Source organism: Pseudomonas sp. NPDC089406, from assembly GCF_044900265.1.
In the GTDB taxonomy this organism is placed as follows: Bacteria; Pseudomonadota; Gammaproteobacteria; order Pseudomonadales; family Pseudomonadaceae; genus Aquipseudomonas; species Aquipseudomonas fakonensis.
The window spans coordinates 40,367-64,854 of the sequence record NZ_JBJDNC010000016.1 but is presented as its reverse complement, the minus strand read 5'-3'; the positions used below and the strand labels follow the sequence as shown (position 1 = coordinate 64,854).

General features: G+C 63.0%; 24 protein-coding genes and 3 tRNA genes. 18 read left to right on the top strand and 9 right to left on the bottom strand.

What is annotated here, in order from left to right; genetic code table 11:
* Positions 1 to 77 precede the first annotated feature (77 nt).
* The 5 genes from ACI2KK_RS13425 to ACI2KK_RS13405 all read right to left on the bottom strand — a co-directional run bounded on the left by ACI2KK_RS13425 (position 78) and on the right by ACI2KK_RS13405 (position 4,763).
* Positions 78 to 1,370: a virulence factor family protein gene (locus ACI2KK_RS13425; protein WP_404669242.1), complete on the bottom strand. Its 1,293-nt coding sequence runs from the start codon at positions 1,368 to 1,370 to the stop codon at positions 78 to 80.
* On the bottom strand, positions 1,370 to 4,012 hold the full coding sequence (gene mprF, locus ACI2KK_RS13420; RefSeq protein ID WP_404669241.1) for a bifunctional lysylphosphatidylglycerol flippase/synthetase MprF: 2,643 nt from the start codon (positions 4,010 to 4,012) through the stop codon (positions 1,370 to 1,372). Before mprF ends, ACI2KK_RS13425 begins: the two co-directional genes overlap by 1 nt.
* A 252-nt stretch (positions 4,013 to 4,264) precedes the next feature.
* A tRNA-Met gene (locus ACI2KK_RS13415) sits at positions 4,265 to 4,341 on the bottom strand.
* Positions 4,342 to 4,474: 133 nt separating this feature from the next.
* Positions 4,475 to 4,551, bottom strand: a tRNA-Met gene (locus ACI2KK_RS13410).
* Positions 4,552 to 4,686: 135 nt separating this feature from the next.
* Positions 4,687 to 4,763 (bottom strand) — tRNA-Met (locus tag ACI2KK_RS13405).
* 205 nt (positions 4,764 to 4,968) lie between these two features.
* Here ACI2KK_RS13405 and dinB point away from each other — a divergent pair.
* Positions 4,969 to 6,033 carry a DNA polymerase IV gene (gene dinB / locus ACI2KK_RS13400; RefSeq protein ID WP_404669240.1) on the top strand — a complete coding sequence of 355 codons (1,065 nt, stop codon included), beginning with the start codon at positions 4,969 to 4,971 and terminating at the stop codon, positions 6,031 to 6,033.
* Positions 6,034 to 6,106: 73 nt separating this feature from the next.
* On the opposite strand, the gene ACI2KK_RS13395 is transcribed toward dinB, so the two are convergent.
* The 3 genes from ACI2KK_RS13395 to ACI2KK_RS13385 form a co-directional block, all read right to left on the bottom strand.
* Positions 6,107 to 7,060 (bottom strand): hypothetical protein, encoded by a 954-nt coding sequence (locus ACI2KK_RS13395; RefSeq protein ID WP_404669239.1) that lies wholly within the window; start codon positions 7,058 to 7,060, stop codon positions 6,107 to 6,109.
* A 21-nt stretch (positions 7,061 to 7,081) separates the two neighbouring features.
* Positions 7,082 to 8,797 (bottom strand): proline--tRNA ligase, encoded by a 1,716-nt coding sequence (locus tag ACI2KK_RS13390; protein ID WP_404669238.1) that lies wholly within the window; start codon positions 8,795 to 8,797, stop codon positions 7,082 to 7,084.
* Between the two features lie 157 nt (positions 8,798 to 8,954).
* The gene (locus tag ACI2KK_RS13385) at positions 8,955 to 10,235 is read right to left on the bottom strand and encodes an OprD family porin (protein WP_404669237.1); all 1,281 of its coding nucleotides are present in this window, start codon (positions 10,233 to 10,235) and stop codon (positions 8,955 to 8,957) included.
* A 765-nt stretch (positions 10,236 to 11,000) separates the two neighbouring features.
* Here ACI2KK_RS13385 and ACI2KK_RS13380 point away from each other — a divergent pair.
* Both ACI2KK_RS13380 and ACI2KK_RS13375 read left to right on the top strand, forming a co-directional pair.
* Positions 11,001 to 11,420: an HIT family protein gene (locus ACI2KK_RS13380; RefSeq protein ID WP_404669236.1), complete on the top strand. Its 420-nt coding sequence runs from the start codon at positions 11,001 to 11,003 to the stop codon at positions 11,418 to 11,420.
* 3 nt (positions 11,421 to 11,423) lie between these two features.
* The gene (locus ACI2KK_RS13375; RefSeq protein WP_217839898.1) at positions 11,424 to 11,630 is read left to right on the top strand and encodes a SlyX family protein; all 207 of its coding nucleotides are present in this window, start codon (positions 11,424 to 11,426) and stop codon (positions 11,628 to 11,630) included.
* 19 nt (positions 11,631 to 11,649) lie between these two features.
* Here the strand turns inward: ACI2KK_RS13375 and ACI2KK_RS13370 are convergent, their stop codons facing one another.
* Positions 11,650 to 12,243 (bottom strand): cold shock domain-containing protein membrane protein, encoded by a 594-nt coding sequence (locus ACI2KK_RS13370; RefSeq protein ID WP_404669235.1) that lies wholly within the window; start codon positions 12,241 to 12,243, stop codon positions 11,650 to 11,652.
* A gap of 285 nt (positions 12,244 to 12,528) precedes the next feature.
* On the opposite strand from ACI2KK_RS13370, the gene ACI2KK_RS13365 reads away from it, so the two are divergent.
* From ACI2KK_RS13365 to ybgF, 15 genes are all read left to right on the top strand, one after another.
* Positions 12,529 to 13,002, top strand: coding sequence for a Dps family protein (locus ACI2KK_RS13365; RefSeq protein WP_023381917.1), 474 nt, complete (start codon positions 12,529 to 12,531; stop codon positions 13,000 to 13,002).
* Between the two features lie 178 nt (positions 13,003 to 13,180).
* Positions 13,181 to 13,519, top strand: a complete 339-nt coding sequence (locus ACI2KK_RS13360; protein WP_217886128.1) for a ribbon-helix-helix domain-containing protein — start codon at positions 13,181 to 13,183, stop codon at positions 13,517 to 13,519.
* 93 nt (positions 13,520 to 13,612) lie between these two features.
* Positions 13,613 to 13,834: an FmdB family zinc ribbon protein gene (locus tag ACI2KK_RS13355; RefSeq protein WP_217886127.1), complete on the top strand. Its 222-nt coding sequence runs from the start codon at positions 13,613 to 13,615 to the stop codon at positions 13,832 to 13,834.
* A gap of 92 nt (positions 13,835 to 13,926) precedes the next feature.
* Positions 13,927 to 15,702, top strand: a complete 1,776-nt coding sequence (gene aspS / locus ACI2KK_RS13350) for an aspartate--tRNA ligase (protein ID WP_404669234.1) — start codon at positions 13,927 to 13,929, stop codon at positions 15,700 to 15,702.
* A 109-nt stretch (positions 15,703 to 15,811) separates the two neighbouring features.
* Positions 15,812 to 16,564: a YebC/PmpR family DNA-binding transcriptional regulator gene (locus ACI2KK_RS13345; protein WP_404669233.1), complete on the top strand. Its 753-nt coding sequence runs from the start codon at positions 15,812 to 15,814 to the stop codon at positions 16,562 to 16,564.
* Positions 16,565 to 16,706: 142 nt separating this feature from the next.
* Positions 16,707 to 17,231 (top strand): crossover junction endodeoxyribonuclease RuvC, encoded by a 525-nt coding sequence (gene ruvC, locus ACI2KK_RS13340; RefSeq protein ID WP_404669232.1) that lies wholly within the window; start codon positions 16,707 to 16,709, stop codon positions 17,229 to 17,231.
* Between the two features lie 108 nt (positions 17,232 to 17,339).
* Positions 17,340 to 17,957 carry a Holliday junction branch migration protein RuvA gene (gene ruvA / locus ACI2KK_RS13335; RefSeq protein ID WP_404669231.1) on the top strand — a complete coding sequence of 206 codons (618 nt, stop codon included), beginning with the start codon at positions 17,340 to 17,342 and terminating at the stop codon, positions 17,955 to 17,957.
* Entirely contained in the window at positions 17,954 to 19,000 is a 1,047-nt protein-coding gene (gene ruvB, locus ACI2KK_RS13330) for a Holliday junction branch migration DNA helicase RuvB (protein WP_217839890.1), read from the top strand. The genes ruvA and ruvB overlap by 4 nt, the downstream gene beginning before the upstream one ends.
* Positions 19,001 to 19,125: 125 nt before the next feature.
* Positions 19,126 to 19,578 carry a tol-pal system-associated acyl-CoA thioesterase gene (ybgC, locus tag ACI2KK_RS13325; RefSeq protein ID WP_404669230.1) on the top strand — a complete coding sequence of 151 codons (453 nt, stop codon included), beginning with the start codon at positions 19,126 to 19,128 and terminating at the stop codon, positions 19,576 to 19,578.
* A gap of 2 nt (positions 19,579 to 19,580) precedes the next feature.
* Entirely contained in the window at positions 19,581 to 20,276 is a 696-nt protein-coding gene (tolQ, locus tag ACI2KK_RS13320; protein WP_217839888.1) for a protein TolQ, read from the top strand.
* Positions 20,277 to 20,290: 14 nt separating this feature from the next.
* A complete protein-coding gene (gene tolR / locus ACI2KK_RS13315) occupies positions 20,291 to 20,743 on the top strand; it encodes a protein TolR (RefSeq protein WP_039603824.1) in 453 nt (150 codons plus the stop codon).
* Positions 20,743 to 21,819 carry a cell envelope integrity protein TolA gene (gene tolA, locus ACI2KK_RS13310; protein WP_404669229.1) on the top strand — a complete coding sequence of 359 codons (1,077 nt, stop codon included), beginning with the start codon at positions 20,743 to 20,745 and terminating at the stop codon, positions 21,817 to 21,819. The genes tolR and tolA overlap by 1 nt, the downstream gene beginning before the upstream one ends.
* 47 nt (positions 21,820 to 21,866) lie before the next feature.
* A complete protein-coding gene (gene tolB, locus ACI2KK_RS13305; protein WP_217843633.1) occupies positions 21,867 to 23,117 on the top strand; it encodes a Tol-Pal system beta propeller repeat protein TolB in 1,251 nt (416 codons plus the stop codon).
* Positions 23,118 to 23,171: 54 nt separating this feature from the next.
* Positions 23,172 to 23,669, top strand: coding sequence for a peptidoglycan-associated lipoprotein Pal (gene pal / locus ACI2KK_RS13300; RefSeq protein ID WP_023381906.1), 498 nt, complete (start codon positions 23,172 to 23,174; stop codon positions 23,667 to 23,669).
* A 6-nt stretch (positions 23,670 to 23,675) separates the two neighbouring features.
* On the top strand, positions 23,676 to 24,485 hold the full coding sequence (gene ybgF, locus ACI2KK_RS13295; protein WP_217886123.1) for a tol-pal system protein YbgF: 810 nt from the start codon (positions 23,676 to 23,678) through the stop codon (positions 24,483 to 24,485).
* The last annotated feature ends 3 nt before the right edge of the window (positions 24,486 to 24,488 follow it).

The following is a 24,488-nucleotide window of genomic DNA, read 5'->3' as shown; positions in this document are numbered from 1 at the left end:
ATGCGCTGGTTTGCAGGCTTGCGATCCCTGTGGGAGCGGGTTTACCCGCGAAGGGCCGCATTGCGGCCCCCTTTACATTACTTTTCAGCGACGCTGGACTTGCCCTGGCGGGTCTCGATCTCGTCGATCAGGCGTTTGGCCAGGGCCGGGTAGTTCTCGTCGAAGTGATGCCCGCCAGGCAGCTTCATGCGCTCGCCCACTGCGGTCTTGTCGGTGCAACCGCTTTCGTCGGTTTCTTCCACACCGTAGATGCACACCACTTTCGCTGCCGGCAGACGGGCCATTTCTGGCCCGGTCGGTGCTTCCTGGCCTTCCTTGCCCAACCAGCCCTCAACCTCGATCTCGAAGCTGCCGCTGCGGGCGAAGGCCAGCAGCATTACCGCGTCGATGCGCTTCTGGTCTTCTTCAGGCAGGCGGTTGTAGATGGCCGGCAGCACGTCGGCGCCGAACGAGTAACCGGTCAGCACGAAGCGCTTGGTGCCCCACTTCTGGCGGTAGTGTTGCATCAGTTCGGACAGGTCGGCGGCGCTTTGCTCCGGGGTTTTGTGCTGCCAGTAGTAGCGCAGGGTGTCGATGCCTACCACCGGGTAGCCAAGCTTTGCCATCTCGCCGGCCACGTCGCGGTCCAGGTCGCGCCAGCCGCCGTCGCCGGAAAGGAACAGGGTAACGGTGTCGGTGGTCTGCCCGGCGGGTACTTCCACAACCGGAATCGCCAGGGCGTTGCCGTCCTGGCCGACCAGGGCCTGGGTCAACTGGGCCTTGAGCACCTGGGGCAGGTGGATGTCGTAGTCGGCGATGCTGGTCTCGGCGTTGGCCTGGTCGCGCACGAAGGCGGCGCTGGCGTCGTCCGGGTTATCGTTCCAGGCCACGTTCCAGTGGCCGTGGGCTGCAGACTTGGGCAGTGCGGCCTGGCAGCCGGGCTGCTCGAGGTTGAAGTCGACGGAAATGGCCCGGGCCTTGTCGTCGTTCTGGCTGGCCAGCCAGCGCCAGGCCTGGGCAGCGCCTGGGCCGATACCGGCAACCACGGTGGGCTTATCGGCCAGCTGGGCCAGGGCCTGGTCCATTGCCGCCTGCTGTTTGCTGCAGTCGGTGGGTGGCAGGATCACCTGCACCAGCTGGGCTTCGCCGGCCTGGCTCAGGTCCAGCAGCTGTTTGTCGGTAAGCGCCTGCTCCTGGGGTACGCCGATGGCCACCCGGGCCTTGGCGTGCACGCCGGGGGTGGCGCGGGTCAGGCTGCTGCCGTCGTTCAGGGTCAGGTGCTCCAGGCGCGCCTCGGGCGCAGGGCGGGTCCACAGCCAGAAGGCCGTGGCGCCGGCTGCAGCGGCCAGCACCAGGGGAATCAGTAGGTACAGCCAATAGCGTCGGATCATCAACGTTTCACCAATCCAGTCAGGCCGCCAGCGATCAGGGCAGCGGTATCGGCCAGTGCCACCAGCGGGTCGAGCCCGGCCGGCACGGCCATGTAGCGGGGTTCCCAGTCCGGCTGGAACTTGTCCTTGAAGCGCCGCAGGCCCTGGAAGTTGTAAAGCTGTTCACCACGCTGGAACACCATCGAACCCAAGCGCTGGGTCAAGGGTGCGCCGCGGCGCGGCTGCAAGCCGGAAAGGGGGACCATCCCCAGGCTGAAGCGGCCGTAGTCATGGCTCTTGTAGTGAAGAATCAGGCCAACCATCATGAATTCCATGGTCAGCTTCGGCGCCTCGGGGTGGGCGCGCATCAGGTCCAGGCTGGCCAGCTCGTTGCTGTGGGTTTCCAGCAGGTTGGCGAAGGCCACCGGGCGGCCCTGGAAGCGGATCAGCGCAATGCGAAAATGCTGCAGGTACTCGGGGCTGAAGCGGCCCAGCGAGAAGCCTTTCTCGCGCACGTTCTTGCCAGTCAGCCAGGCGTCGGAGATTTCCTTGAGCTCTGCCAGCGGTGCATGGCCGGGTTCGTGGATCTCAAGGCTCAGGCCATCGCGCCCACCGCGGTTCCAGGTGTAGCGCAGGTCTTTCATCTCCTTGCCCTTGGCTTCGATGTCGAAGCGGCGCAGGTCGACCCGGGCCTCTTCGCCCAGCTTGATCGCGGTCAGGCCGATGTCCATGTAGAACGGCAGGTTCTCCGCGCGTACCTGGTAGAACACCGGGCGGGCGTGGTGCAGGTCGCACAGGTCGCGGAACTGCCAGATCATTTCGGCGCGTTCCTGGGCCGGGCCGATCGGGTCGTACAGGGCTACCAGGCTGCGGCCACGGCGGGCGTACATCAGGTAGGCATTGTCGCTGGGGTGGAACAGCAGCGCCTTGTCGCCGGTCAGGGCCAGGCCGCCATCGGGTTGGTCGGATGCCAGCAGGATGCGGTTGGCACGCTGCAGTTCGTCATCGGTAGGCAGGTGGATCACCGGGCGGGCGGTGCGCAGCAGCCAGGTCAGGGCGACGATCACCAGCAGCACTGCGCTGCCGAGTGCCGCGCGCAGGCCACGCGGGGCGTCGGCATCGAGGGTGAACTGCCACCACAGCTTGTGGGTGTAGGGCACGTCCTGGTAGGCAAACAGCAGCAGCCACACCGAGGCACCGACCACGCAGGCGCTGGCCACCAGGTAAACCGGCGAGAACGGCAGCTCCAGCAGGCGGCTGGGGCGGTAGAACGAGCGGCGGAACAGCGCCAGCAGGGCAGCGGTGAAGCACATCAGGGTGGCTTCTTCCCAGTCGAAACCCTTGAGCAGCGACAGCAGCGCGCCTACCAGTAGTAGTACGGTGGTCAGCAGCCAGGCCGCCGACAGGCGCCGGCGCAGGCCTTGGGCCAGCAGCAGGCACAGCACACCGATCAGGCTGGCGCCGAAGTGCGAAGCGTCGATCAGCCGGTGCGGAATCAGAAAGCCCATGTGCTCCAGGCGGCTGTCGATCTCCGGGGTGGCGCCGGAAAACAGCAGCACCACGCCCGACAGAAACACCAGAATCGCCAGCACGGGTGCGGCCAGCCCGGAAGCGGCGCGGATCGCCTGCTGGGCGAACAACAGGCGGCGGGCTTCATTGGCCAGCAGCAGCACGCAAGCCAGCAGCAGTGGCAGCACCACATAGATCAGCCGGTACAGCAGCAGCGCGGCGGCCAGGGGAGCGGCGCCTAGCTGGTTGGCGAAGGCAGCCAGCAGAATGGCCTCGAATACGCCGACGCCACCGGGCACATGGCTGAGCACGCCCGCCGCAAGGGCCAGCAGGTAGACCAGCACGAAGGCGCCGAAGGGCGGTGCTTCGGGCAGCAGCATATACAGCACGGTGGCGGCGGCGGCGACGTCCAGCGCGGTGATCAGCAGTTGCAGCGCTGCCAGGCGGCCGTTGGGCAGGCGCAGGGTGCGCCGGCCAAACTGCACCAGCAGGCTGTCGGCCAGCGGCTGCTCGGTCAGGCGACGGCGGCTCAGGCCGATCACCAGGGCAACGGTCAGCACCAGCACGGCCACGGCAATACCGCCCAGCAGCGGTGCCGGCAGGCGCAGGGCAGTGGCGGCGGATGGCAGGTCGCTGAGGGTGGCGATAGCGGCCAGGGGTGGCAGCGCGCAGCCCAGGGACAGGCTGGCGAACACGGTCATGCGCGCCACCTCGGCGGCGCCGAGCCCTTGGCGCGCATACAGGCGATAGCGTACCGAGCCCCCCGACAGCATCGACAGGCCGATGGCATTGCCAATGGCGAAGGCGCTGAAACCGCCCAGCAATAGGGTGCGTGGTGGCAGCTGGACCGCGGCGTAGCGGGTGGCCGACCATTCATAACCCAGCAGGATCACGAAGCCCACCACGGTGGCCAGCAGTGCACCGAGCAGCGACTTGACCGGCACGCTGAGGATGGCGTCGTGCAGGGCGTAGATGTCCAGCTCGCTCAACAGGTGGCGGCAGGCAATCAGGCCCATGGCGAACAGCAGCAGGGTCAGGGCCAGGCCCAGGGGCTGACGGTACTTGCTCAGGCGTTCCAGCCAGGGCAGGTGCTGCGCAGCCGCAGGCAATGCTTCGGTGAGCGGTGCCTGGGTGTCGGGGGTGGGGGCGGTCATGGGGTACCCCGTGCGATGCGCGCGAGGTGAAGGCAGGTTACGGCCAAGTGAAAGTCCCTTTGGAAAACGTGTCCAGATATTACTCCGGGCCGGGTGGTTAATCTGTTTCAGGTTAGTTAAAGATAGTTCATCCAGGCGAACGGAGGCACCGCAGGACAAGGCGGGGCGAGAGGGGGCGGGGGAGGGAATTGCGACGGCCAGATGCAACAAACCCCGCCATCTTGCGATAGGCGGGGTTTGTTCTGACGAATATGGTTGCGGGAGCCGGATTTGAACCGACGACCTTCGGGTTATGAGCCCGACGAGCTACCAGGCTGCTCCATCCCGCGTCAGAGGTGCACATTCTACGGATACCTCGCTGGGTGTCAAGCGTTAATGCTTGATTTGGCGGAGAAATCTCGCAGAGGTTTTCTCAAGGCAATAAAAAAGGCCACTGTCGAAACAGTGGCCTTTTCTTGAATCTGGTTGCGGGAGCCGGATTTGAACCGACGACCTTCGGGTTATGAGCCCGACGAGCTACCAGGCTGCTCCATCCCGCGTCAGAGGTGCGCATTCTACGGATAGCTGGCCAAGTGTCAAGCGTTAATGCTTGATTTAGCGTAAGAAATCTCGCGCGGGTAATCTCAGAGGCAATAAAAAAGGCCACTGTCTAAACAGTGGCCTTTTCCTGAATCTGGTTGCGGGAGCCGGATTTGAACCGACGACCTTCGGGTTATGAGCCCGACGAGCTACCAGGCTGCTCCATCCCGCGCCTGTGAGATCGAATTCTACGGATTTACTTCCCAGTGTCAAGCAATAAATCCAAAAAACCCTTTTTCGTTCAATCTGTTAGCGCATCGAATCGGCAGCCGGCTCAGTGCCGGCGGGGCTTGCAGGCCGATTATCGCGGGCAGGCTGTTTCGCAGGTAGGCGCATGGAGTACTATCTGTATGAATTTACAGTAGTGCCTGTCGTCCATGCCCCAGCGCAAGATCATCCACATTGATTGTGACTGTTTCTACGCAGCCATCGAGATGCGTGATGACCCGCGCCTGGCTGGTCGCCCCATGGCCGTGGGCGGTCAGCCGGGCCAGCGCGGGGTCATCGCCACCTGTAATTACGAGGCGCGGGCCTATGGCGTGCGTTCGGCCATGGCTTCGGGGCATGCATTGAAGCTGTGCCCTGACCTTGAGATCGTCAAACCGCGTTTCGAAGCCTATAAAGAGGCGTCGCGGGAGATCCATGCGATCTTTCGCGATTACACCGACCTGATCGAGCCGCTGTCGTTGGACGAGGCTTACCTGGATGTCACCGATAGCCAGTGGTTTGCCGGCAGCGCCACGCGCATCGCCGAAGACATCCGCAAACGGGTCGCCCGGCAGTTGCATATCACGGTGTCGGCGGGGGTCGCACCTAACAAGTTCCTGGCTAAGATCGCCAGCGACTGGCGCAAGCCCAACGGCCTGTTCGTCATCACCCCCGATCAGGTTGAGGCATTCGTTGCCGAGTTGCCGGTCTCCCGCCTGCACGGAGTGGGCAAGGTCACGGCCGAAAAGCTCTCGCGGCTGGGTATCGATACCTGCCTGTCGTTGCGCGACTGGTCAAGGCTGACGCTGGTGCGCGAGTTCGGCAGTTTCGGTGAGCGTTTGTGGGGGCTGGCGCGGGGTATCGACGAGCGCGCGGTGCATAACGACAGCCGGCGGCAATCGGTGAGCGTCGAGAACACCTACGACCACGACCTGCCAGACTTGCCCAGCTGCCTTGAGAAGCTGCCCGACCTGCTGGCGAGCCTGAACGAGCGGATTGCCCGCATGGACAGCAGCTACCGCCCGGACAAGCCCTTCGTGAAGGTGAAGTTCCATGACTTCAGCCAGACGACCATGGAGCAGGCCGGGGCAGGCCGTGACCTGGACAGTTATCGGCAGTTGCTCAGCCAGGCGTTTGCCCGGGGCGGCAAGCCGGTACGGCTGTTGGGGGTAGGAGTGAGGTTGCGGGATTTACGCGGGGCCCATGAACAGCTGGAGCTGTTCGGGGAATTGTAACGGTTTCATCGCCGACAAGGTGCCGTACCCCTTGTAGGAGCCGGCTTGCCGGCGATGAGGCCCTTGCAGGCGATTACTGCACGCCCGGGTCTGCCACCAGTCGCCCGGTAGCCTTGGTCAGGCTTTTGACGAACTCCTGCTGCAACTCCGGGTCGTTGCGGGTCAGCTCGATCAGGCTCTGCTCCAGCTCGCTGGCTTCTTCTTCCAGGCCCAGCTCCGACAGGCGCTTGACCCGGTGTACCCACTGGCCAACATCGTCATCTTCGAGGTCGTCGAAGATCAGCTCATGGGCTTCGAGCAGCTTGCCGCGCAGGTTGCCGCTGACCAGCAGGCTGGCATCGCCGCGCACGCCGTTATCCTCGTCGACCACCTGCAGGTGCAAGGTGCCGACGTGGTTGAGGTTCTGCTCGGAGAACGGGCTGTCCAACAGGTTCAGGCGCAGCACGCCGTTCTTGTCGGTGGTCAGCTCGTGGGTCATCTTGCCGGCCTTGACCTCCACCAGTCGCTCGTTCCACGGCAGGCTGGTGAATTCCTCGCGCTTGCCTTTCTCGACTTCGTCGATCCCGGCCAGGTTCTGCTGGGCGCGGCCATTGGATTGCACGTTCATGAACGGGTTGAGCCCGGCCACGCCATAGCTGAGCCAGTCGTGGGTCACGCTGTCGGGCAGGCTACCCAAGGCGAACACGTTGACTACATTGGCGCCGACGCCGGCGACCACCGCCACCGCGCCCAGCGGGATCTCGTAGACCTCCCGCCAGGGTTGGTAGGGCGTGTAGCGGTCGTAACGGCGGGTCACCTCGAACTCGGTGACCTCGAAGCGCTTTTGTTCGTGAATGCGCACGCGCCGCTGCGGAAGCTCCATCACCTTCGGCTCGCCGATGTCGATCTGCAGGGTGTGTTCGAGCAGTTTGCGCTCGACGCGCTCCTCATGGTCGCTGCGCTGCGACATATGGTTGGCGCAGCCTGTGAGGAACAGGGCGCCGCACAGTGCGGCGCCCCCCAGGGTGTAGGTACTTCGCTTGGACATGATCACTCGCGCAACGGGTTATCAGCGGCGGATACGGGCCTGCAGGAAGGTCAGCACTTCATTGAGCGGCAGTGCCTGCGCATCCTGCTCGGTGCGGTGCTTGTATTCCAGGTTGCCGTCGGCCAGGCCGCGGTCGCTGACGACGATGCGGTGCGGGATACCGATCAGCTCCATGTCGGCAAACTTGATGCCGGGGCTGGTCTTCTTGTCACGGTCGTCCAGCAGCACTTCAAAGCCTGCGGCGGTCAGTTCGGCGTAAAGCTTGTCGGTGGCCTCACGGACAACTTCGGTTTCGTAGCGCAGCGGTACCAGGGCGATCTGGAAGGGCGCCAGGGCATCGTTCCAGATGATGCCCTTGTCGTCGTAGCTCTGCTCGATGGCAGCAGCGACCACGCGGGATACGCCAATGCCGTAGCAGCCCATGGACAGCACCACCGGCTTGCCGTTTTCACCCAGTACCTGGCACTTGAGCGCCTCGCTGTACTTGGTGCCGAGCTGGAAGATGTGGCCCACTTCGATGCCGCGCTTGATTACCAGGGTACCCTGGCCGTCCGGGCTCGGGTCGCCTTCGACGACGTTACGGATGTCGGCCACCTGCGGAACCGGCAGGTCGCGCTCCCAGTTCACGCCGAAGTAGTGCTTGTCGTCGATGTTGGCGCCGACAGCGAAGTCGCTCATCAGGGCAACCGAACGGTCGATGATGCATTCCAGTGGCAGGTTCAGCGGGCCCAGCGAGCCTGCGCCTGCACCGATGGCGTCGCGCAGGTCGGCTTCGGTAGCCATGACCAGCGGGTCGGCAACCTGTTCCAGCTTGGTGGCCTTGATTTCGTTGAGTTCGTGGTCGCCGCGTACCACCAGGGCGATCAGCTTGCCCTCTTCGGCGCCGCGCACGATCAGGGTCTTGACGGTCTTCTCGATCGGCAGGTTGTGGTTTTCGACCAGTTCGGCGATGGTCTTGGCCTGCGGCGTATCGACCAGGCGCAGTTCTTCTGCTGGGGCCGGGCGCACGGTTTCACGCGGGATGGCTTCGGCCTTCTCGATGTTGGCGGCGTAGTCGGAGCTGTCGCTGAAGATCACGTCGTCTTCGCCGGACGAAGCCAGTACGTGGAACTCGTGGGAATAGCTGCCACCGATCGAGCCGGTGTCGGCCTGCACGGGGCGGAAGTCCAGGCCCAGGCGGGTGAACACGTTGCTGTACGCCTGGTGCATGCGGTCGTAGGTTTCCTGCAGGGAAGCCTGGTCGGCATGGAAGGAATAGGCGTCCTTCATGATGAATTCGCGGCCGCGCATCAGGCCGAAGCGTGGGCGGATCTCGTCGCGGAATTTGGTCTGGATCTGGTACATGTTGAGCGGCAGCTGTTTATAGCTGGACAGCTCGTTGCGGGCCAGGTCGGTGATGACTTCTTCGTGGGTCGGGCCGACGCAGAAGTCGCGCTGATGGCGGTCCTTCAGGCGCAGCAGCTCGGGGCCGTATTGCTCCCAGCGGCCGGACTCCTGCCACAGCTCTGCTGGCTGGATGCTCGGCATCAGCACTTCCAGGGCGCCGGCGGCGTTCATTTCCTCGCGTACCACGTTCTCGACCTTGCGCATTACCCGCAGGCCCATCGGCAGCCAGGTGTACAGGCCGGAGGCCAGCTTGCGGATCATGCCGGCGCGCAGCATGAGCTGGTGGCTGATGACCACTGCATCGGCCGGGGTTTCTTTTTGGGTGGCGAGCAAATATTGACTGGTGCGCATGGGGAGCCGTGTCGATTGCCTGAATGTGAAATGACCCCGCATTGTACGGGGGCGGAACGAAGGCGTACAGAATGCAGCAGTTGTGCATTTATGTCAGCCAAGAAAAAGCCCGGCAATCGCCGGGCTTCTTCAGGTGCCGAGTACTGAAGCCCGGGGCTTACAGGATGCTCAGCGGGTACTCGACGATCAGGCGCAGCTCGTCCAGCGACGGGGAGCCGTAGTAGACGCCGTCGGCCGAGCGGTAGGTGGCCTGGCGTACGCGGAAGCTCAGGTCCTTGGCCGGGCCTTCTTGCAGCACGTACTTGACGTCGATGTCGCGTTCCCATTCCTTGCCGTTGTTGGTGCCTGCTACGTTGGCGCCAGTACCGCGGGCATAACGGGTCATGAACGACAGGCCCGGGATGCCGTATTCGGCGAAGTTCAGGTCGTAGCGAGCCTGCCAGGACTTCTCGTCTTCGGCGTTGAAGTCGGAACGGGCGATGGAGTTGGCCAGGAACACGGTGCCGCCACCGTCCACGCCGTAGGCGTAATCGCCGTCACCGGTGACTTTCTGGTAAGCCAGGGTGAAGGTGTGGGCGCCGATGTTGTAGGCGGCCGAGAGGCTGAACGCGCGGTTGTCCAGTTTGTCGCCGTCGAAGGCGCGAACCTTGCCCGAGCCGTCGCTCTTGGTGTCATAGATGTTGAAGTCGAACACCAGGCCTTGCTTGTCGGAGATCGGCAGAGCCCAGTTGACGTTGGCGTAGTATTTGCGCCAGTAGTCTTCGACCTTCGAGTAGTACAGGCTGGTGGTCAGGCTGTCGGTGAAGGCGTAGGTGCCGCCCAGAACGTCAGCTTCGGTCAGGCGCAGGCTGTCACGGTTGGTTTCGGCTTGCCCGGTCAGGCTGGTGAAGCGGCCGGCGTGCAGGGTCAGGCCCTTGATCTCGTTGCTGGTGATCAGGCCGCCCTGGGCCATTTCCGGCAGCAGGCGGCTGTCGTCGGTGGCGAAGACCGGCAGGGCGGTGAACTGGTCACCCACTTTCAGCACGGTATCGGAGATGCGGAACTTGGCTGCTGCGCCACCCTTGGAGTAGTCGTCCTGGGAGCGGCCGTCGCTGCCGGTGGGGAACAGGCCGGTGCCGGCGCGGCCCTTGCCGCTGTCGACTTTCAGGCCCAGCATGCCGATGGCGTCGACGCCAAAGCCCACGGTGCCCTGGGTGAAGCCGGACTCGTAGGTGCCGAGGAAGCCCAGGCCGGTTTCTTCGGCGCGGCTCTGGCGGTCGCCGTTTGCATCCCGTTCGTTGTTACGGAAGTCACGGCTGAAATACAGCATACGGGTCTTGACGTTCAGCTTGCTGTCTTCGAGGAAGCCTTTGGACTCATCCTGCGAAGAGGCGATTGCCATCTGCGAAGTCCCCGCCGCAACGGCCAGGGCGATCATGCTCCACTTCATCACGCGCATCGTGATTTGCTCCTTTGGTTTTAGGAAGAGTACCGCTGCGCCCAGTGTTTTAATTATGAGGGGCAGCTCTTTCTTGTTATGTCGGCGAAAATGTATATCACGCTGACTATTGTTGGCGATACGGCTGAAAACAACCTTTCGGTAACTTTATGGCCGTGTCGCTTACGGTTATTTCCATGTCGCAAATCACACCCCCTTTTTATTGGGGTGTACAACGCCAGCGCTGCCGCGCCCATCATTTATGTGTAAACACAAAGTAGGGCTGAAGGCTCCCTGGTAACTCCGATGCCGCTGTTGTTATTTGTCGCGCTCACCTGTCTTTGCAGGTGTCGTGCCGACTTGGCGTCAAACGAATGCAACAAGCATGCTCAAAATCGCGAACGTTTGATGAAATTTTCACAAACCCGCAGCGGGCAGGGCGAAAACCCCAATGAATACGGGGTTTCGGGTGTCTGATGGTGTGCCACTACTGCGCTTCGCTGGGTTTGTTCGAGCTGCCTTCAAAGTCAAGGTGTTACCGCGCTTTGTTCAACTTGCCTGTTTTGTGTGACGGCTGTGTGGTTGCGCGGTGACGGTTCGCATCATTGTGGTGCGAAAAGTAGCGCGGTGTTACCGCGACGGGGCAAGCGCAGGGTTGTTGGTGAACCACTTGAGTGCAGCTGTGCGCGCTTGCGCGTCGTGCCCGTGTGGTGCCTGGTAAAGCAGGGTATCCTTCGCCCCCTGTTCCCGCCGCAAGGGCGGGCATTTGTTTTCTGGAGGTTCGCCGTGTTCACCCTCGATTCGCGTCTGCAACAGGATTCCCTGCTACTGGGCGAGCTGCCGTTGTGCAGCCTGCTGCTGAGCAAGGACGCCAACTACCCTTGGTTCATCCTGGTGCCGCGGCGTGCCGATGTCAGCGAGCTGTTCGATCTCGAAGAGGCCGACCAGCGTCAGTTGTGGGAAGAAAGCACGGCGTTGGCCGAGGCGCTCAAGGATGCGTTCGCCGCCGACAAGATGAACGTTGCCTCCCTCGGCAATGTGGTCAGCCAACTGCACATGCATGTGATCGTCCGCCGCCGTGACGACGCTGCCTGGCCGGCGCCGGTGTGGGGTAAGGTGCCGGCTATCGGTTACACCGACCAGCAGGTCGAAGGCATTCGCCAGCGTATCGTCGAGCTGCTCGGCGAAAGCTTCAAGGAGGCCTGAGTCATGTCGCTTGAAATGCGCATCGTCGAACTGGAAACCCGTCAGGCATTCCAGGATGACACCATTCAGGAGCTTAACGACGTGGTGGTCGAGCAGGGGCGGGTGATCGAGCGCCTGCAACTGCAGATGGCCGAGCTGATCAAGCGTTACGAAGACATGGTTGGCCAGTACGGCGGGGGCGGGGAGGAGCCTCCACCCCCCCATTACTGAGGGTGGTGGAGGGGCGTGGTCAGCGGCGCGAAACCGCGACCACGTCTTCGGCCTGCAGGCCTTTGTCGCGGTGCATCACCGAAAACTCCACGCGCTGGCCTTCGACCAGGACACGGTGGCCTTCGCCGCGGATGGCGCGAAAGTGCACGAAGATATCGTCACCCGAATCGCGCGAGATGAAGCCGAAGCCCTTGGAGGTGTTGAACCACTTCACCGTACCGGTATCGCGCTTGCCGGCATCCAGCGCGCCGCCCTGGCTTGCGCGTGGTTTGCGCGCGCTGCGGGCCAGGCCTGCGGCCAGGTGCAGCAAGGTGGCGAGCATGGCGCAGGCCAGTGCTGGCAGGTTGCCCAGCTCCGGGCGTGCCAGCAGGGTGATGGTCTGCAGGATCACCGCAGCCACCAGCAGGATGCTGGCGGCGCGTTGCAGTTGCTGGCGCATGCCCTTGTAGTACAGCGGCAGGGCAGGGGCGAGCAGCAGGTTGAGCAGGCCGAGCAAGGCCAGGTAGACGGCCTCGGGTTGTTGCAGCAAAGGTGTCGCGTCGGTTCTGAGGCTGGGTATGAGCGATAGCAGCAAGGCAGCCACGCCCGTCACCAGATGGACGATCTTGAACATTTTTAGTTGGCTCGCATTGATAAAGGCCGATCACAGGATGAGCTGGCTGCACGGTGCACAGGAACGGTAGGTGCGAAAACGTGGCAGGCCAAGCCTATGCACCCGGCATTGAAAATCCGCACGGGTGGCACGCTGCCTATTTAACAGCAAAGGCGGGGGCTTCTCAAACCGTTGGCTGGCAAACGGCTATGCGTGCGGCGCCGGAGCGCATGCGCGGGCAGCATTCTCTTGCTACAGTGGCTCGCGCCCGCTTGAGCATTCAGGCCTTATGGAAAGGGGAACTTCATGGCAATCGATATCGGTATCAGCGAAGAAGACCGCAAGTCCATCGTCGAAGGGCTGTCGCGCCTGTTGTCCGACACTTATGTGTTGTACCTGAAAACCCACAACTTCCACTGGAACGTCACCGGCCCGTCGTTCCGTACCCTGCACCTGATGTTCGAGGAGCAGTACAACGAACTGGCCCTGGCCGTCGACTCCATCGCCGAACGCATCCGTGCCCTCGGCTTCCCGGCGCCGGGCTCTTATGCCTTCTATGCCCGCCACTCCTCTATTAAAGAAGAGGAAGGGGTGCCGGCGGCCGACGAAATGATCCGCCAGCTGGTCCAGGGGCAGGAGGCGGTGGTACGCACCGCGCGTAGCATTTTCCCGGTGGTGGACAAGGTCAGTGACGAGCCGACCGCCGACCTGCTGACCCAGCGCATGCAGGTTCACGAGAAAACCGCGTGGATGTTGCGGGTATTGCTCGACGGGAAATGATTGCCGCTTGAGCCGTTCGCAGTGCCCTGAAATCAGGCCCGCCACCTTCGCAGGTGGCGGGCCTGAGCGTTTGAGGGGAAGGCCTTGCCGCTGGGATGGTCGCGGCCGGGAGCGCTTCATGGGCGTCCTTGACCTGCTCGCCTAGGCGAAAGGTCGTGTCGCCACAGGGAGCAATGCGATGAATGACGGGGTGCGCGGGGTCGACGGCGGTGCCAGGCAGGGGCAGCGGGCAGGCAAGCCCAGTATCGACCCGTTCAGGGCCGACTTCGACATGGCGCAGGCCGGGCCGGTCTCGCGCTCGGTGCGCTTGAACGGTTTTGCCACCTGTTTGCGCCTGGAGGTGGTCTACTGGCGCATCCTCGAGCGCATTGCCCGGGCCAATCACTGCTCGGTCAGCGCCGTGCTGTCGTACCTGGACCGCGAAGTACACCTGCGTCACGGTGGGGTGCGCAATTTCAGCGGCCTGGTGCGGGTCATCTGCGTGGCCTGGCTGCAGGAAGCGCCCGACGCCGACTGATCGCCGGGCGGGCTGCACTGCTCCCCTTAACCATATATAATCCCGCTCTTTGCTGCCTTGGGCAGCGTGCGATGTGGTTGACGAGAGACACCCATGCCCCTTTACGACTATCAATGTGGCGCCTGCGAGCACCAGTTCGAGGCCCTGCAGAAGATCAGCGCCGCGCCGCTGAGCGATTGCCCGGCGTGCCAGGCACCCGCGTTGAAGAAACTGCTGTCGGTCCCCGGCTTTCGCCTGAGCGGCAACGGCTGGTACGAGACCGACTTCAAGACCGGGGCAAAAAAGAACCTGGCAGGCGGCGACAAGGCCGACTGAGTTGAATTGCACCGAGCAGGTCTTGCAGTATTAGCCCCCTGGGCAGGCCAGACCTTTACCGAATACACGAATCACGAGAAGCGAACACCATCATGATGCGCAGCCATTATTGCGGCCAACTGAACGAGAGCCTGGACGGCCAGGAAATCACCCTTTGCGGTTGGGTCCATCGTCGCCGCGACCACGGCGGGGTGATCTTCCTCGATATCCGTGACCGCGAAGGCATGGCCCAGGTCGTGTTCGACCCGGATCGCGCCGAAACCTTCGCCAACGCCGACCGCGTGCGCAGCGAATACGTCGTGCAGATCACCGGCAAGGTACGCCGTCGCCCTGAAGGCGCGGTCAACCCGAACATGGCCTCCGGCGGTATCGAAGTGCTGGGCTACGAGCTGAATGTGCTCAACGAAGCCGAAACCCCGCCGTTCCCGCTGAACGAGTATTCCGACGTTGGCGAGGAAACCCGCCTGCGCTACCGCTTCATCGACCTGCGTCGCCCGGAAATGGCCGACAAGCTGCGCCTGCGTTCGCGCATCACCAGCAGCATCCGCCGCTTCCTCGACGAAAACGGCTTCCTCGACGTCGAAACGCCGATCCTGACCCGCGCAACGCCTGAAGGCGCCCGCGACTACCTGGTACCTAGCCGTACTCACGCCGGCAGCTTCTTCGCCCTGCCGCAGTCGCCGCAGCTGTTCAAGCAACTGCTGATGGTGGCCGGCTTCGACCGCTACTACCAGATCGCCAAGTGCTTCCGCGACGAAGACCTGCGGGCTGACCGTCAGCCGGAATTCACCCAGATCGACATCGAGACCAGCTTCCTCGATGAAGCCGAGATCATGGGCCTGACCGAAGGCATGATCCGCAAGCTGTTCAAAGAAGTCCTGGACCTGGAGTTCGGCGAATTCCCGCACATGACCTTCGAAGAAGCCATGCGCCGCTACGGTTCGGACAAGCCTGACCTGCGCATCCCGCTGGAACTGGTCGACGTTGCCGACCAATTGAAGGACGTTGACTTCAAGGTCTTCGCCGGCCCCGCCAACGACCCGAAATGCCGCGTCACCGCCCTGCGCCTGCCAGGCGGCGCCAGCATGCCGCGCAGCAAGATCGACGAGTACACCAAGTTCGTCGGCATCTACGGTGCCAAGGGCCTGGCCTACATCAAGGTCAACGAGCGCGCCAAGGGTGTCGAGGGTCTGCAGTCGCCGATCGTCAAGAACATCCCAGAGGCCAACCTCAACAACATCCTCGACCGCGTGGGTGCTGTAGACGGCGACATCGTGTTCTTCGGTGCCGACAAGTTCAAGGTGGTCAGCGAAGCCCTGGGCGCGCTGCGCATCCGCCTGGGCCACGACTTCGAGCTGCTGACCTGCAAGTGGGCGCCGATGTGGGTGGTCGACTTCCCGATGTTCGAAGAGAACGAAGACGGCAGCTTCAGCGCGCTGCACCACCCGTTCACCGCACCCAAGTGCTCGCCGGAAGAGCTCGAGGCCAACCCGGGCATCGCCCTGTCCCGTGCTTACGACATGGTCCTGAACGGCACCGAACTGGGTGGCGGTTCGATCCGTATCCACCGTAAAGAAATGCAGCAAGCAGTGTTCCGCCTGCTGGGTATCGAGGCGGCTGAACAGGAAGAGAAGTTCGGCTTCCTGCTCGACGCCCTGAAGTTCGGTGCACCACCACACGGTGGCCTGGCCTTCGGCCTGGACCGCCTGGTCATGCTGATGACCGGCGCGCAGTCGATCCGTGAAGTGATCGCCTTCCCGAAAACCCAGAGCGCCGCCGACGTGATGACCCAGGCCCCAGGCCAGGTCGACGCCAAGGCCCTGCGTGAGCTGCACATTCGTCTGCGTGAGCAGACCAAGGTCGAGTGATCGACCGGGGTGCCCCGGCAACAGGGCACCCCCGCGCTTTGGCGCAGTCTTCTTCGCGTTCCGCCCTTCGGGGCGGAACCTGTTTCTGTTTCAAGGATTTGGAGTCGTTATGGCCGGTCATTCCAAGTGGGCGAACATCAAGCACCGCAAAGAACGCCAGGATGCCAAGAGAGGCAAGGTCTTCACCAAATGGATCCGCGAGCTGACCGTCGCCGCCAAGCAAGGCGGGCCTGACCCGGCCTCCAACCCGCGCTTGCGTCTGGCGCTGGACAAGGCCCTGGGCGCCAACATGAGCCGCGACATCATCGACCGTGCGGTGGCCCGTGGTGCCGGCACCAATGAAAGCGACAACGTCGAAGAGCTCAGCTACGAAGGCTACGGCCCGGGGGGCGTGGCGATCATGGTCGAGGCCATGACCGACAACCGCAACCGCACCGCTGCCGCAGTGCGTCACGCGTTCACCAAGTGTGGCGGCAACCTGGGCACCGACGGTTCGGTGGCCTACCTGTTCGAGCGCAAGGGCCAGATCAGCTTCGCCGCCGAATTGCAGGTGGACGAAGATGCGCTGATGGAAGCCGCCATGGAGGCCGACGCCGATGACGTGGTAGTCAACGATGACGGCTCGTTCGAGGTGTTCACCTCGTTCAACAGCTTCTATGCCGTGCGCAACGCCCTGGAAGAGGCTGGCTTCAAGGCCTCGGACGCCGAGATCGTGATGCAGCCGACCACCAGTGCCGAACTGGACCAGGATGGGGCCGAGAAGGTACTCAAGCTGATCGACATGCTCGAAGACCTGGACGACGTGCAGAACGTCTACTCCAATGCGCAGATTTCTGACGAGATCATGGAAGCGCTGGGCTAAGGCTGTCGTTTTTCCAGACGGCCTATTCGCGGGCAAGCCCGCTCCCACAGGTGCACCGTCGCTCTGACGAGCGATGAGATCCTGTGGGAGCGGGCTTGCCCGCGAATAGGCCGGTACACATTGCACTGGTAATGCAGGCGTTATGACTCTGATTCTTGGTATCGACCCCGGCTCGCGCATCACCGGCTTCGGCGTGGTCCGCCAGACCCCACGCGGCTGCGAGTATGTCACCTCAGGCTGCATCCGCACCGGCGACGGCGAGCTGCATGACCGCCTGCTGGTGGTATTTCGCGGTGTCAGCGAGATTATTCGCCAGCACGGCCCGGTGACCATGGGTATCGAACGGGTGTTCATGGCACGCAACGCCGACTCGGCGCTCAAGCTCGGCCAGGCCCGCGGGGCGGCCATCGTCGCTGCCGCCGAGGCCGGCCTCGAGATTGCCGAATACACCGCCAGCCAGGTCAAGCAGGCGGTGGCGGGCACCGGCGGGGCCAACAAGGAACAGGTGATGCTGATGGTCATGCACCTGCTCAAACTCACCAAGAAGCCGCAGATCGACGCCTCCGATGCCCTGGCCATCGCCCTGTGCCACGCCCACACCCGCTCCAGCCTGATCCCCCATGGGTTGAGCACGGCGCGGCGGCGCGGCGGGCGCTTGCGTCTGTAGCGGCTTCATGCGCTGATACACATTTTGTCCGGGGGAAACATTCACCCGGCGCATTTGCTGATAGGGTGAACCGGTTTTCGACCGGCGCCCGAGAGGAAGGATCGGAACGTGATTGGACGTTTGCGCGGCACCCTGGCGGAAAAACAGCCGCCACACCTGATTGTCGATGTGGGCGGCCTGGGCTATGAGCTCGAAGTCCCCATGACCACGCTGTACCGCCTGCCCAAGCTGGGCGAGGTGGTCACCCTGCACACTCACCTGGTGGTCCGTGAAGACGCCCACTTGCTCTATGGCTTTGCCGAAAAGCGTGAGCGTGAGCTGTTCCGCGAGCTGATCCGGCTCAACGGCGTCGGCCCCAAGCTGGCGCTGGCGCTGATGTCGGGGCTTGAAGTGGACGAGTTGGTGCGCTGCGTGCAGGCCCAGGACGCCTCGGCCCTGGTGCGCGTGCCCGGGGTTGGCAAGAAGACTGCCGAACGCCTGCTGGTCGAGCTCAAGGACCGCTTCAAGGCCTGGGAAACCTCCCCGGCCATGTTCACTTTGGTTTCCGACGGCCCGCTGCCGGTGGCCAGCGAGTCCACCGCCGAGGCCGACGCGGTCAGCGCCCTGGTCTCTTTGGGCTACAAGCCGCAAGAGGCCAGCAAGGCCATCGCCGCGATCAAGGACAAGGCAGGCCTGGGCAGTGAAGAGCTGATCCGCCGCAGCCTCAAAGGGATGATTGCCAAGTGATCGAGACCGACCGCCTGATCGCCGCCTCCGGTCGCGACCGCGAAGAAGTCCAGGACCGTGCGATTCGCCCGTTGAGCCTGGAGGACTACATCGGCCAGCCGGTGGTGCGCGAGCAGATGGCGCTGTTCATCCAGGCCGCACGTGGGCGCAGCGAGTCCCTCGACCACACCTTGATCTTCGGCCCGCCGGGCCTGGGCAAGACCACCCTGGCCAACATCATCGCCCACGAAATGGGCGTGTCGGTGAAAAGTACTTCCGGCCCGATCCTCGAGCGCCCGGGTGACCTGGCGGCGATGCTGACCAACCTCGAACCCCACGATGTGCTGTTCATCGACGAAATTCACCGCCTGTCGCCGGTGGTCGAAGAAGTGCTGTACCCGGCCATGGAAGACTTCCAGCTCGACATCATGATCGGCGAAGGCCCTGCGGCCCGCTCGATCAAGCTCGACCTGCCGCCGTTCACCCTGGTCGGCGCCACCACCCGTGCCGGCATGCTGACCAACCCGCTGCGCGACCGCTTCGGTATCGTCCAGCGCCTGGAGTTTTACAGCGACCGTGACCTGGCCACCATCGTCAGCCGTTCGGCGAGCATTCTCGGGTTGCCGATGGACGACAAGGGCGCCTACGAGATCGCCCGCCGGGCGCGCGGCACGCCACGTATCGCCAACCGCCTGCTGCGACGGGTGCGCGACTACGCCGAAGTACGCGGCAAGGGCGAGATCACCAAGGCGGTCGCCGACATGGCGCTGAACCTGCTTGATGTCGACGAGCGTGGTTTCGACCACTCCGACCGGCGCCTGCTGCTGACCATGATCGAAAAATTCGACGGCGGCCCGGTAGGCCTGGACAACCTGGCGGCGGCCATCGGCGAAGAGCGCCACACCATCGAGGACGTGCTCGAGCCGTACCTGATCCAGCAGGGTTACATCATGCGCACCCCTCGGGGGCGAGTGGTCACCCGCCACGCCTACCTGCATTTTGGCCTGAACATCCCCGGGCGCTTCTGCGAGGGTGGTGAATATGCCGCGCAAGACGACGAATGACAGATCGAACCGGCGTTTTTGTGGTCCTACCGCAGGCACGCCGCAGCGGCGCTGGCAATAAGACATTATCGATGCAAAAACAGTTGCCGCAGCGGATTGGCAAGCACAGGAGTAAGCACTAGAGTATGCGCGCGCAAAATGGGCTGGAACCGTTCGCACACCGCTGTCGCGTCTACTACGAGGATACCGACGCCGGTGGGGTGGTTTACTACGTCAACTACCTGAAGTTCATGGAGCGTGCGCGTACCGAGCGCCTGCGTCATCTGGGGTTTTCCCAGCTGGAGCTGGCCGGTGACAACCTTCTGTTCGTGGTCCATTCCAGCGAAGCGCGCTACCACGCGCCGGCGCGGCTGGACGACGAACTGCGGGTCACCGCGCAGGTAACCGAATTGAACCGCGCCAGCCTGCGTTTCGTGCAGCAGGTGTGGCGCTGCAAAGATGAAACGCTGCTCTGCGAAGGGCAGTTTCTGGTGGCCGCCGTGCGTGCCGACACTTTCAAACCCCGGGCCATTCCCCCAGCGCTGCGTGACGCCTTCCTGGCGGACAGCACGGGTACTCAATTCAACGCAGGAGAATAAGCGTGGAAGCAACCGTCGTCGACCATACCTCCATGTGGAGCCTGGTCGCCAATGCCAGTGTCGTGGTTCAGCTGGTCATGTTGACCCTGGTGGCCGCCTCGGTCACCTCGTGGATCATGATCTTCCAGCGCAGCACCATGCTGCGTGCCGGCCGTCGTGCCCTGGACGCGTTCGAAGAGCGCTTCTGGTCGGGCATCGACCTGTCCAAGCTGTACCGTCAGGCCGGCAGCAACCCGGACCCGGACTCGGGCGTCGAGCAGGTGTTCCGTGCCGGCTTCAAGGAATTCTCGCGCCTGCGCCAGCAGCCGGGTGTCGACCCTGACGCGGTGATGGAAGGTGTTGGCCGTGCCATGCGCGTTGCCATCTCGCGCGAGGAAGAAAAACTCGAGCAGAGCCTGCCATTCCTGGCCACCGTCGGTTCCACCAGCCCGTACATCGGCCTGTTCGGTACCGTGTGGGGCATCATGAACTCCTTCCGCGGCCTGGCCAGCGCCCAGCAAGCGACCCTGGCCACCGTGGCCCCCGGCATCGCCGAGGCCCTGATCGCCACCGCGATCGGCCTGTTCGCAGCCATCCCGGCGGTCATCGCCTACAACCGTTTCGCTGCGCGCAGTGAAACTCTGATCGGCCGTTACTACACGTTCGCCGACGAGTTCCAGGCAATTCTGCACCGCAAAGTACACACCAGCGAAGAGTGATCAGGTAGAAACCCATGGCCCGAGTTCGCCACAAACGCAAGCCGGTCGCCGAGATGAACGTGGTGCCTTACATCGACGTGATGCTGGTGCTGCTGGTCATCTTCATGGTGACCGCCCCCATGCTCAACCAGGGCGTGAAGGTGGACCTGCCCAAGGTTTCCAGCGAAGCCCTGCCGCAGGACAACAACGTCCAGATCCTGACCATCTCGATCAAGGCCGACAAGACCTACTACTGGAACCTTGGCAGCGAAGTCGACACCGACAAGCAGATGGACAAGGCCATGACCTTGCCGGAAATGACCGGTGCAGTGACCAAGATTATCGCTGCCGGCCGTGACCAGGGCAAACAGACCCAGGTCTTCATTCGTGGCGACAAGGCTGTCGACTACGGCGCGGTCATGGGTGCCATGGGCGGGTTGCAGAAGGCCGGTGTCGGTAACGTTGGCCTGATTACCGAGGCGCCCTGATGCAACAGCGAGAGCCATCCGCCTCGGAAAGCTACTTCTGGCCCAGTGTCTGGGCCATTGGCCTGCATGTGCTGGTGTTCGGCTTGCTGTTCGTCAGTTTTGCCATGACGCCCGAGCTGCCGCCCTCCAAACCCATCGTGCAGGCTACGCTGTACCAGCTCAAGTCGAAAAGCCAGGCCACCACCCAGACCAATCAGAAGATTGCCGGGGAGGCGAAGAAGACCGCCGCGCGCCAGACCGAAGTCGAGCAGCTGGAGCAGAAGAAGGTCGAGCAGGAGGCCGTAAAGGCCGCGGAACAAAAGAAAGCCGACGCCGCTCAAAAGGCCGAAGAGGCCCGCGAAGCCGCCGAGGCGAAAAAGGCTGATGAAGCCGCCAAGGCCGCCGAGCAGAAGAAGGCAGCCGAAGCCAAGAAGGCTGAAGAGGCGAAGAAGGCCGCTGAAAAGCAGCAGGCCGACATCGCCAAGAAAAAGGCTGAAGAAGAGGCCAAGAAGCAGGCCGAAGAAGAAGCCAAGAAACAAGCTGCGGAAGAGGCGAAGAAGAAAGCCGCCGAAGACGCGAAGAAAAAAGCAGCCGAGGACGCGAAGAAGAAAGCCGCGGCCGAGGATGCGAAGAAAAAGGCAGCTGAAGAGGCCAAGAAAAAGGCCGCTGCAGACGCCCAGAAGAAAAAGGCACAGGAAGCAGCGCGCAAGTCGGCGGAAGACAAGAAAGCCCAGGCCCTGGCCGAGCTGTTGTCTGACTCCACCGAGCGGCAGCAGGCCCTGGCCGATGAGCAGGGTGACCAGGTGGCCGGCGACTTCGACGACCTGATCCGCATGCGTGCAGCCGAAGGCTGGGCGCGTCCGCCCTCTGCGCGTAAAGGCATGACGGTAGTTCTGCAGATCAACATGCTGCCGGACGGCACCATCACCAACGTGAGCGTGGCCAAATCCAGTGGCGACGGCCCGTTCGACAGCTCGGCGGTAGCCGCGGTAAAGAACATTGGTCGGTTGACCGAGATGCAGGGCTTGAAGCCGAACGAGTTCAATCCGTATCGTTCATTCAAGATGACATTTACACCTGAGGATCTAGCGTTGTGATTAAACGTCTGAGAGGACTCCTGGTCTTGCTCTGCTGCGTGGCGGGCATGGCCATGGCGGAAGAGAAGAACATCCTGGTCACCAGCGGCAGCGATCGGGCCACGCCCATCGCCGTCGTACCGTTCGGTGTGCAGGGCGGCAGCGTGCTGCCGGAAGACATGGCCGACATCATCGGCAACGACCTGCGCAACTCCGGCTACTACTCGCCGATCCCGCGGCAGAACATGATCAGCCTGCCGAGCCAGGCCAGTGAAGTGATCTTCCGCGACTGGAAAGCCCTGGGCGCCCAGTATGTGATGGTCGGCAGCATCGTGCCGGCCGGCGGGCGCCTGCAGGTCAGCTACGCGCTGTTCAACGTCGCCACCGAGCAGCAAGTGCTGACCGGCAGCGTCGCTGGCGGTGTCGACCAGCTGCGCGACATGGCCCACTACATCGCCGACCAGTCGTTCGAGAAGCTCACCGGCATCAAGGGTGCGTTCTCCACCCGCATGCTGTATGTGACTGCCGAGCGCTTTTCGACCAACAACACCCGCTACACCCTGCAGCGTTCGGACTACGACGGTGCCCGTGCGGTGACCCTGCTGCAGTCGCGTGAGCCGATCCTGTCGCCGCGCTTTGCGCCGGATGGCAAGCGTATCGCCTATGTGTCGTTCGAGCAGAAGCGCCCGCGCATCTTCGTCCAGCACATCGATACCGGCCGTCGCGAGCAGATCACCAACTTCGAAGGCCTGAACGGCGCTCCGGCCTGGTCGCCTGACGGTACCCGCCTGGCGTTCGTGCTGTCCAAGGACGGCAACCCGGACATCTACGTGATGAACGTGGCTTCGCGCCAGATCAGCCGTGTCACCGCCGGCCCCGGTATCAATACCGAGCCGTTCTGGGGCAAGGATGGCAACACCCTTTACTTCACGTCCGACCGTGGCGGCAAACCGCAGATCTATAAACAGTCGGTCAGTGGTGGTGGTGCCGAGCGGGTAACTTTCGTTGGCAACTACAACGCCAACCCAAAACTGTCTGCCGATGAAAAGACCCTGGTGATGATTCATCGCCAACAGGGTTTCACCAACTTCAAGGTGGCGGCACAGGACCTGCAACGCGGAAGTGTAAAGATTCTCTCCGAGACCAGTCTTGATGAGTCTCCCACTGTTGCGCCAAACGGCACCATGCTAATCTACGCCACCCGCCAGCAGGGCCGGGGAGTCTTGATGCTCGTGTCGCTTAACGGCCGTGTGAGGCTCCCACTTCCTACCGCTCAAGGCGAAGTCAGAGAACCGTCCTGGTCCCCTTACCTGAACTGATTGCGGCGTAACACGTTTTGCTTAACACACTGGGGTTTCATTAGGAGTTTCACGATGGAAATGCTGAAGTTTGGTAAATTCGCTGCGCTGGCTCTGGCCATGGCTGTAGCTGTAGGTTGCTCCTCGAAAGGCGGTGACAACGCTGGTGAAGGCGCTGTTGACCCGAACGCTGGCTACGGTGCCAACACTGGCGCTGTCGACGGCTCCCTGAGCGAAGAAGCCGCCCTGCGCGCAATCACCACCTTCTACTTCGAATACGACAGCTCGGATCTGAAGCCAGAAGCCATGCGCGCCCTGGACGTTCACGCCAAGGACCTGAAAGCCAACGGCAACCGCGTTGTCCTGGAAGGCAACACCGACGAGCGCGGCACCCGCGAGTACAACATGGCTCTGGGTGAGCGTCGTGCGAAAGCCGTTCAGCGCTACCTGGTTCTGCAGGGCGTTTCCCCTGCTCAGCTGGAACTGGTTTCCTACGGCGAAGAGCGTCCAGTTGCCACCGGCAACGACGAGCAGTCCTGGGCTCAGAACCGTCGCGTAGAACTGCGTAAGTAAGTTCTTATGCGTATGTGCCGTCGTGCTGTAACCGTCCTCGCACTCAGCCTGCCGCTTTCGGCGTGGGCTGCAGTTCCCGTAGTAGATGACAACTCGGGTGGTTACCCACCTGCGGGTTATGGCACGAGCGGCGCGTCTGCCGGAGTAGGGGCTTCGGCCCCTGCTTCTGCAAACGGTCAGCTGTTCATGCAGCTGCAACAGATGCAGGACCAGATTTCCCGCCAGCAAGGCATCATCGAAGAGCTGCAGAACGATGTGTCGCGCATGAAGCAGGAAAACCTCGAGCGCTACCAGGACCTGGACCGTCGTATCGGTACCGGTGCTCCTGCCCCAGCGGCTCCAGACAATTCCTCCACCGGTGGTGCGAACAACGCAGCCACGGGTGCCGCTGCAGGCGCAAGCGCCGCGCAGCAACCGGCTGCCAGCAGCGAGCCGGGCGATCCGGCGAAAGAAAAGCTGTATTACGATGCCGCTTTCGACCAGATCAAGCAGAAGGACTTCGACAAGGCCAGCCAGGCGTTCAACGCCTTCCTGCGCAAATACCCCAACAGCCAGTACGCCGGCAACGCGCAATACTGGCTGGGTGAGGTCAACCTGGCCAAGGGCGACCTGCAGGGCGCAGGCCAGGCTTTCGCCAAGGTCAGCCAGTTGTATCCGCAGCACAGCAAGGTGCCGGACTCGCTGTACAAGCTGGCCGACGTCGAGCGCCGCCTGGGCCACACCGACAAGGTCAAGGGAATTCTGCAACAGGTCGTCACCCAGTACCCCGGCACGTCCGCCGCGCAACTGGCCCAGCGCGACCTGCAAAAGCTCTGAGTC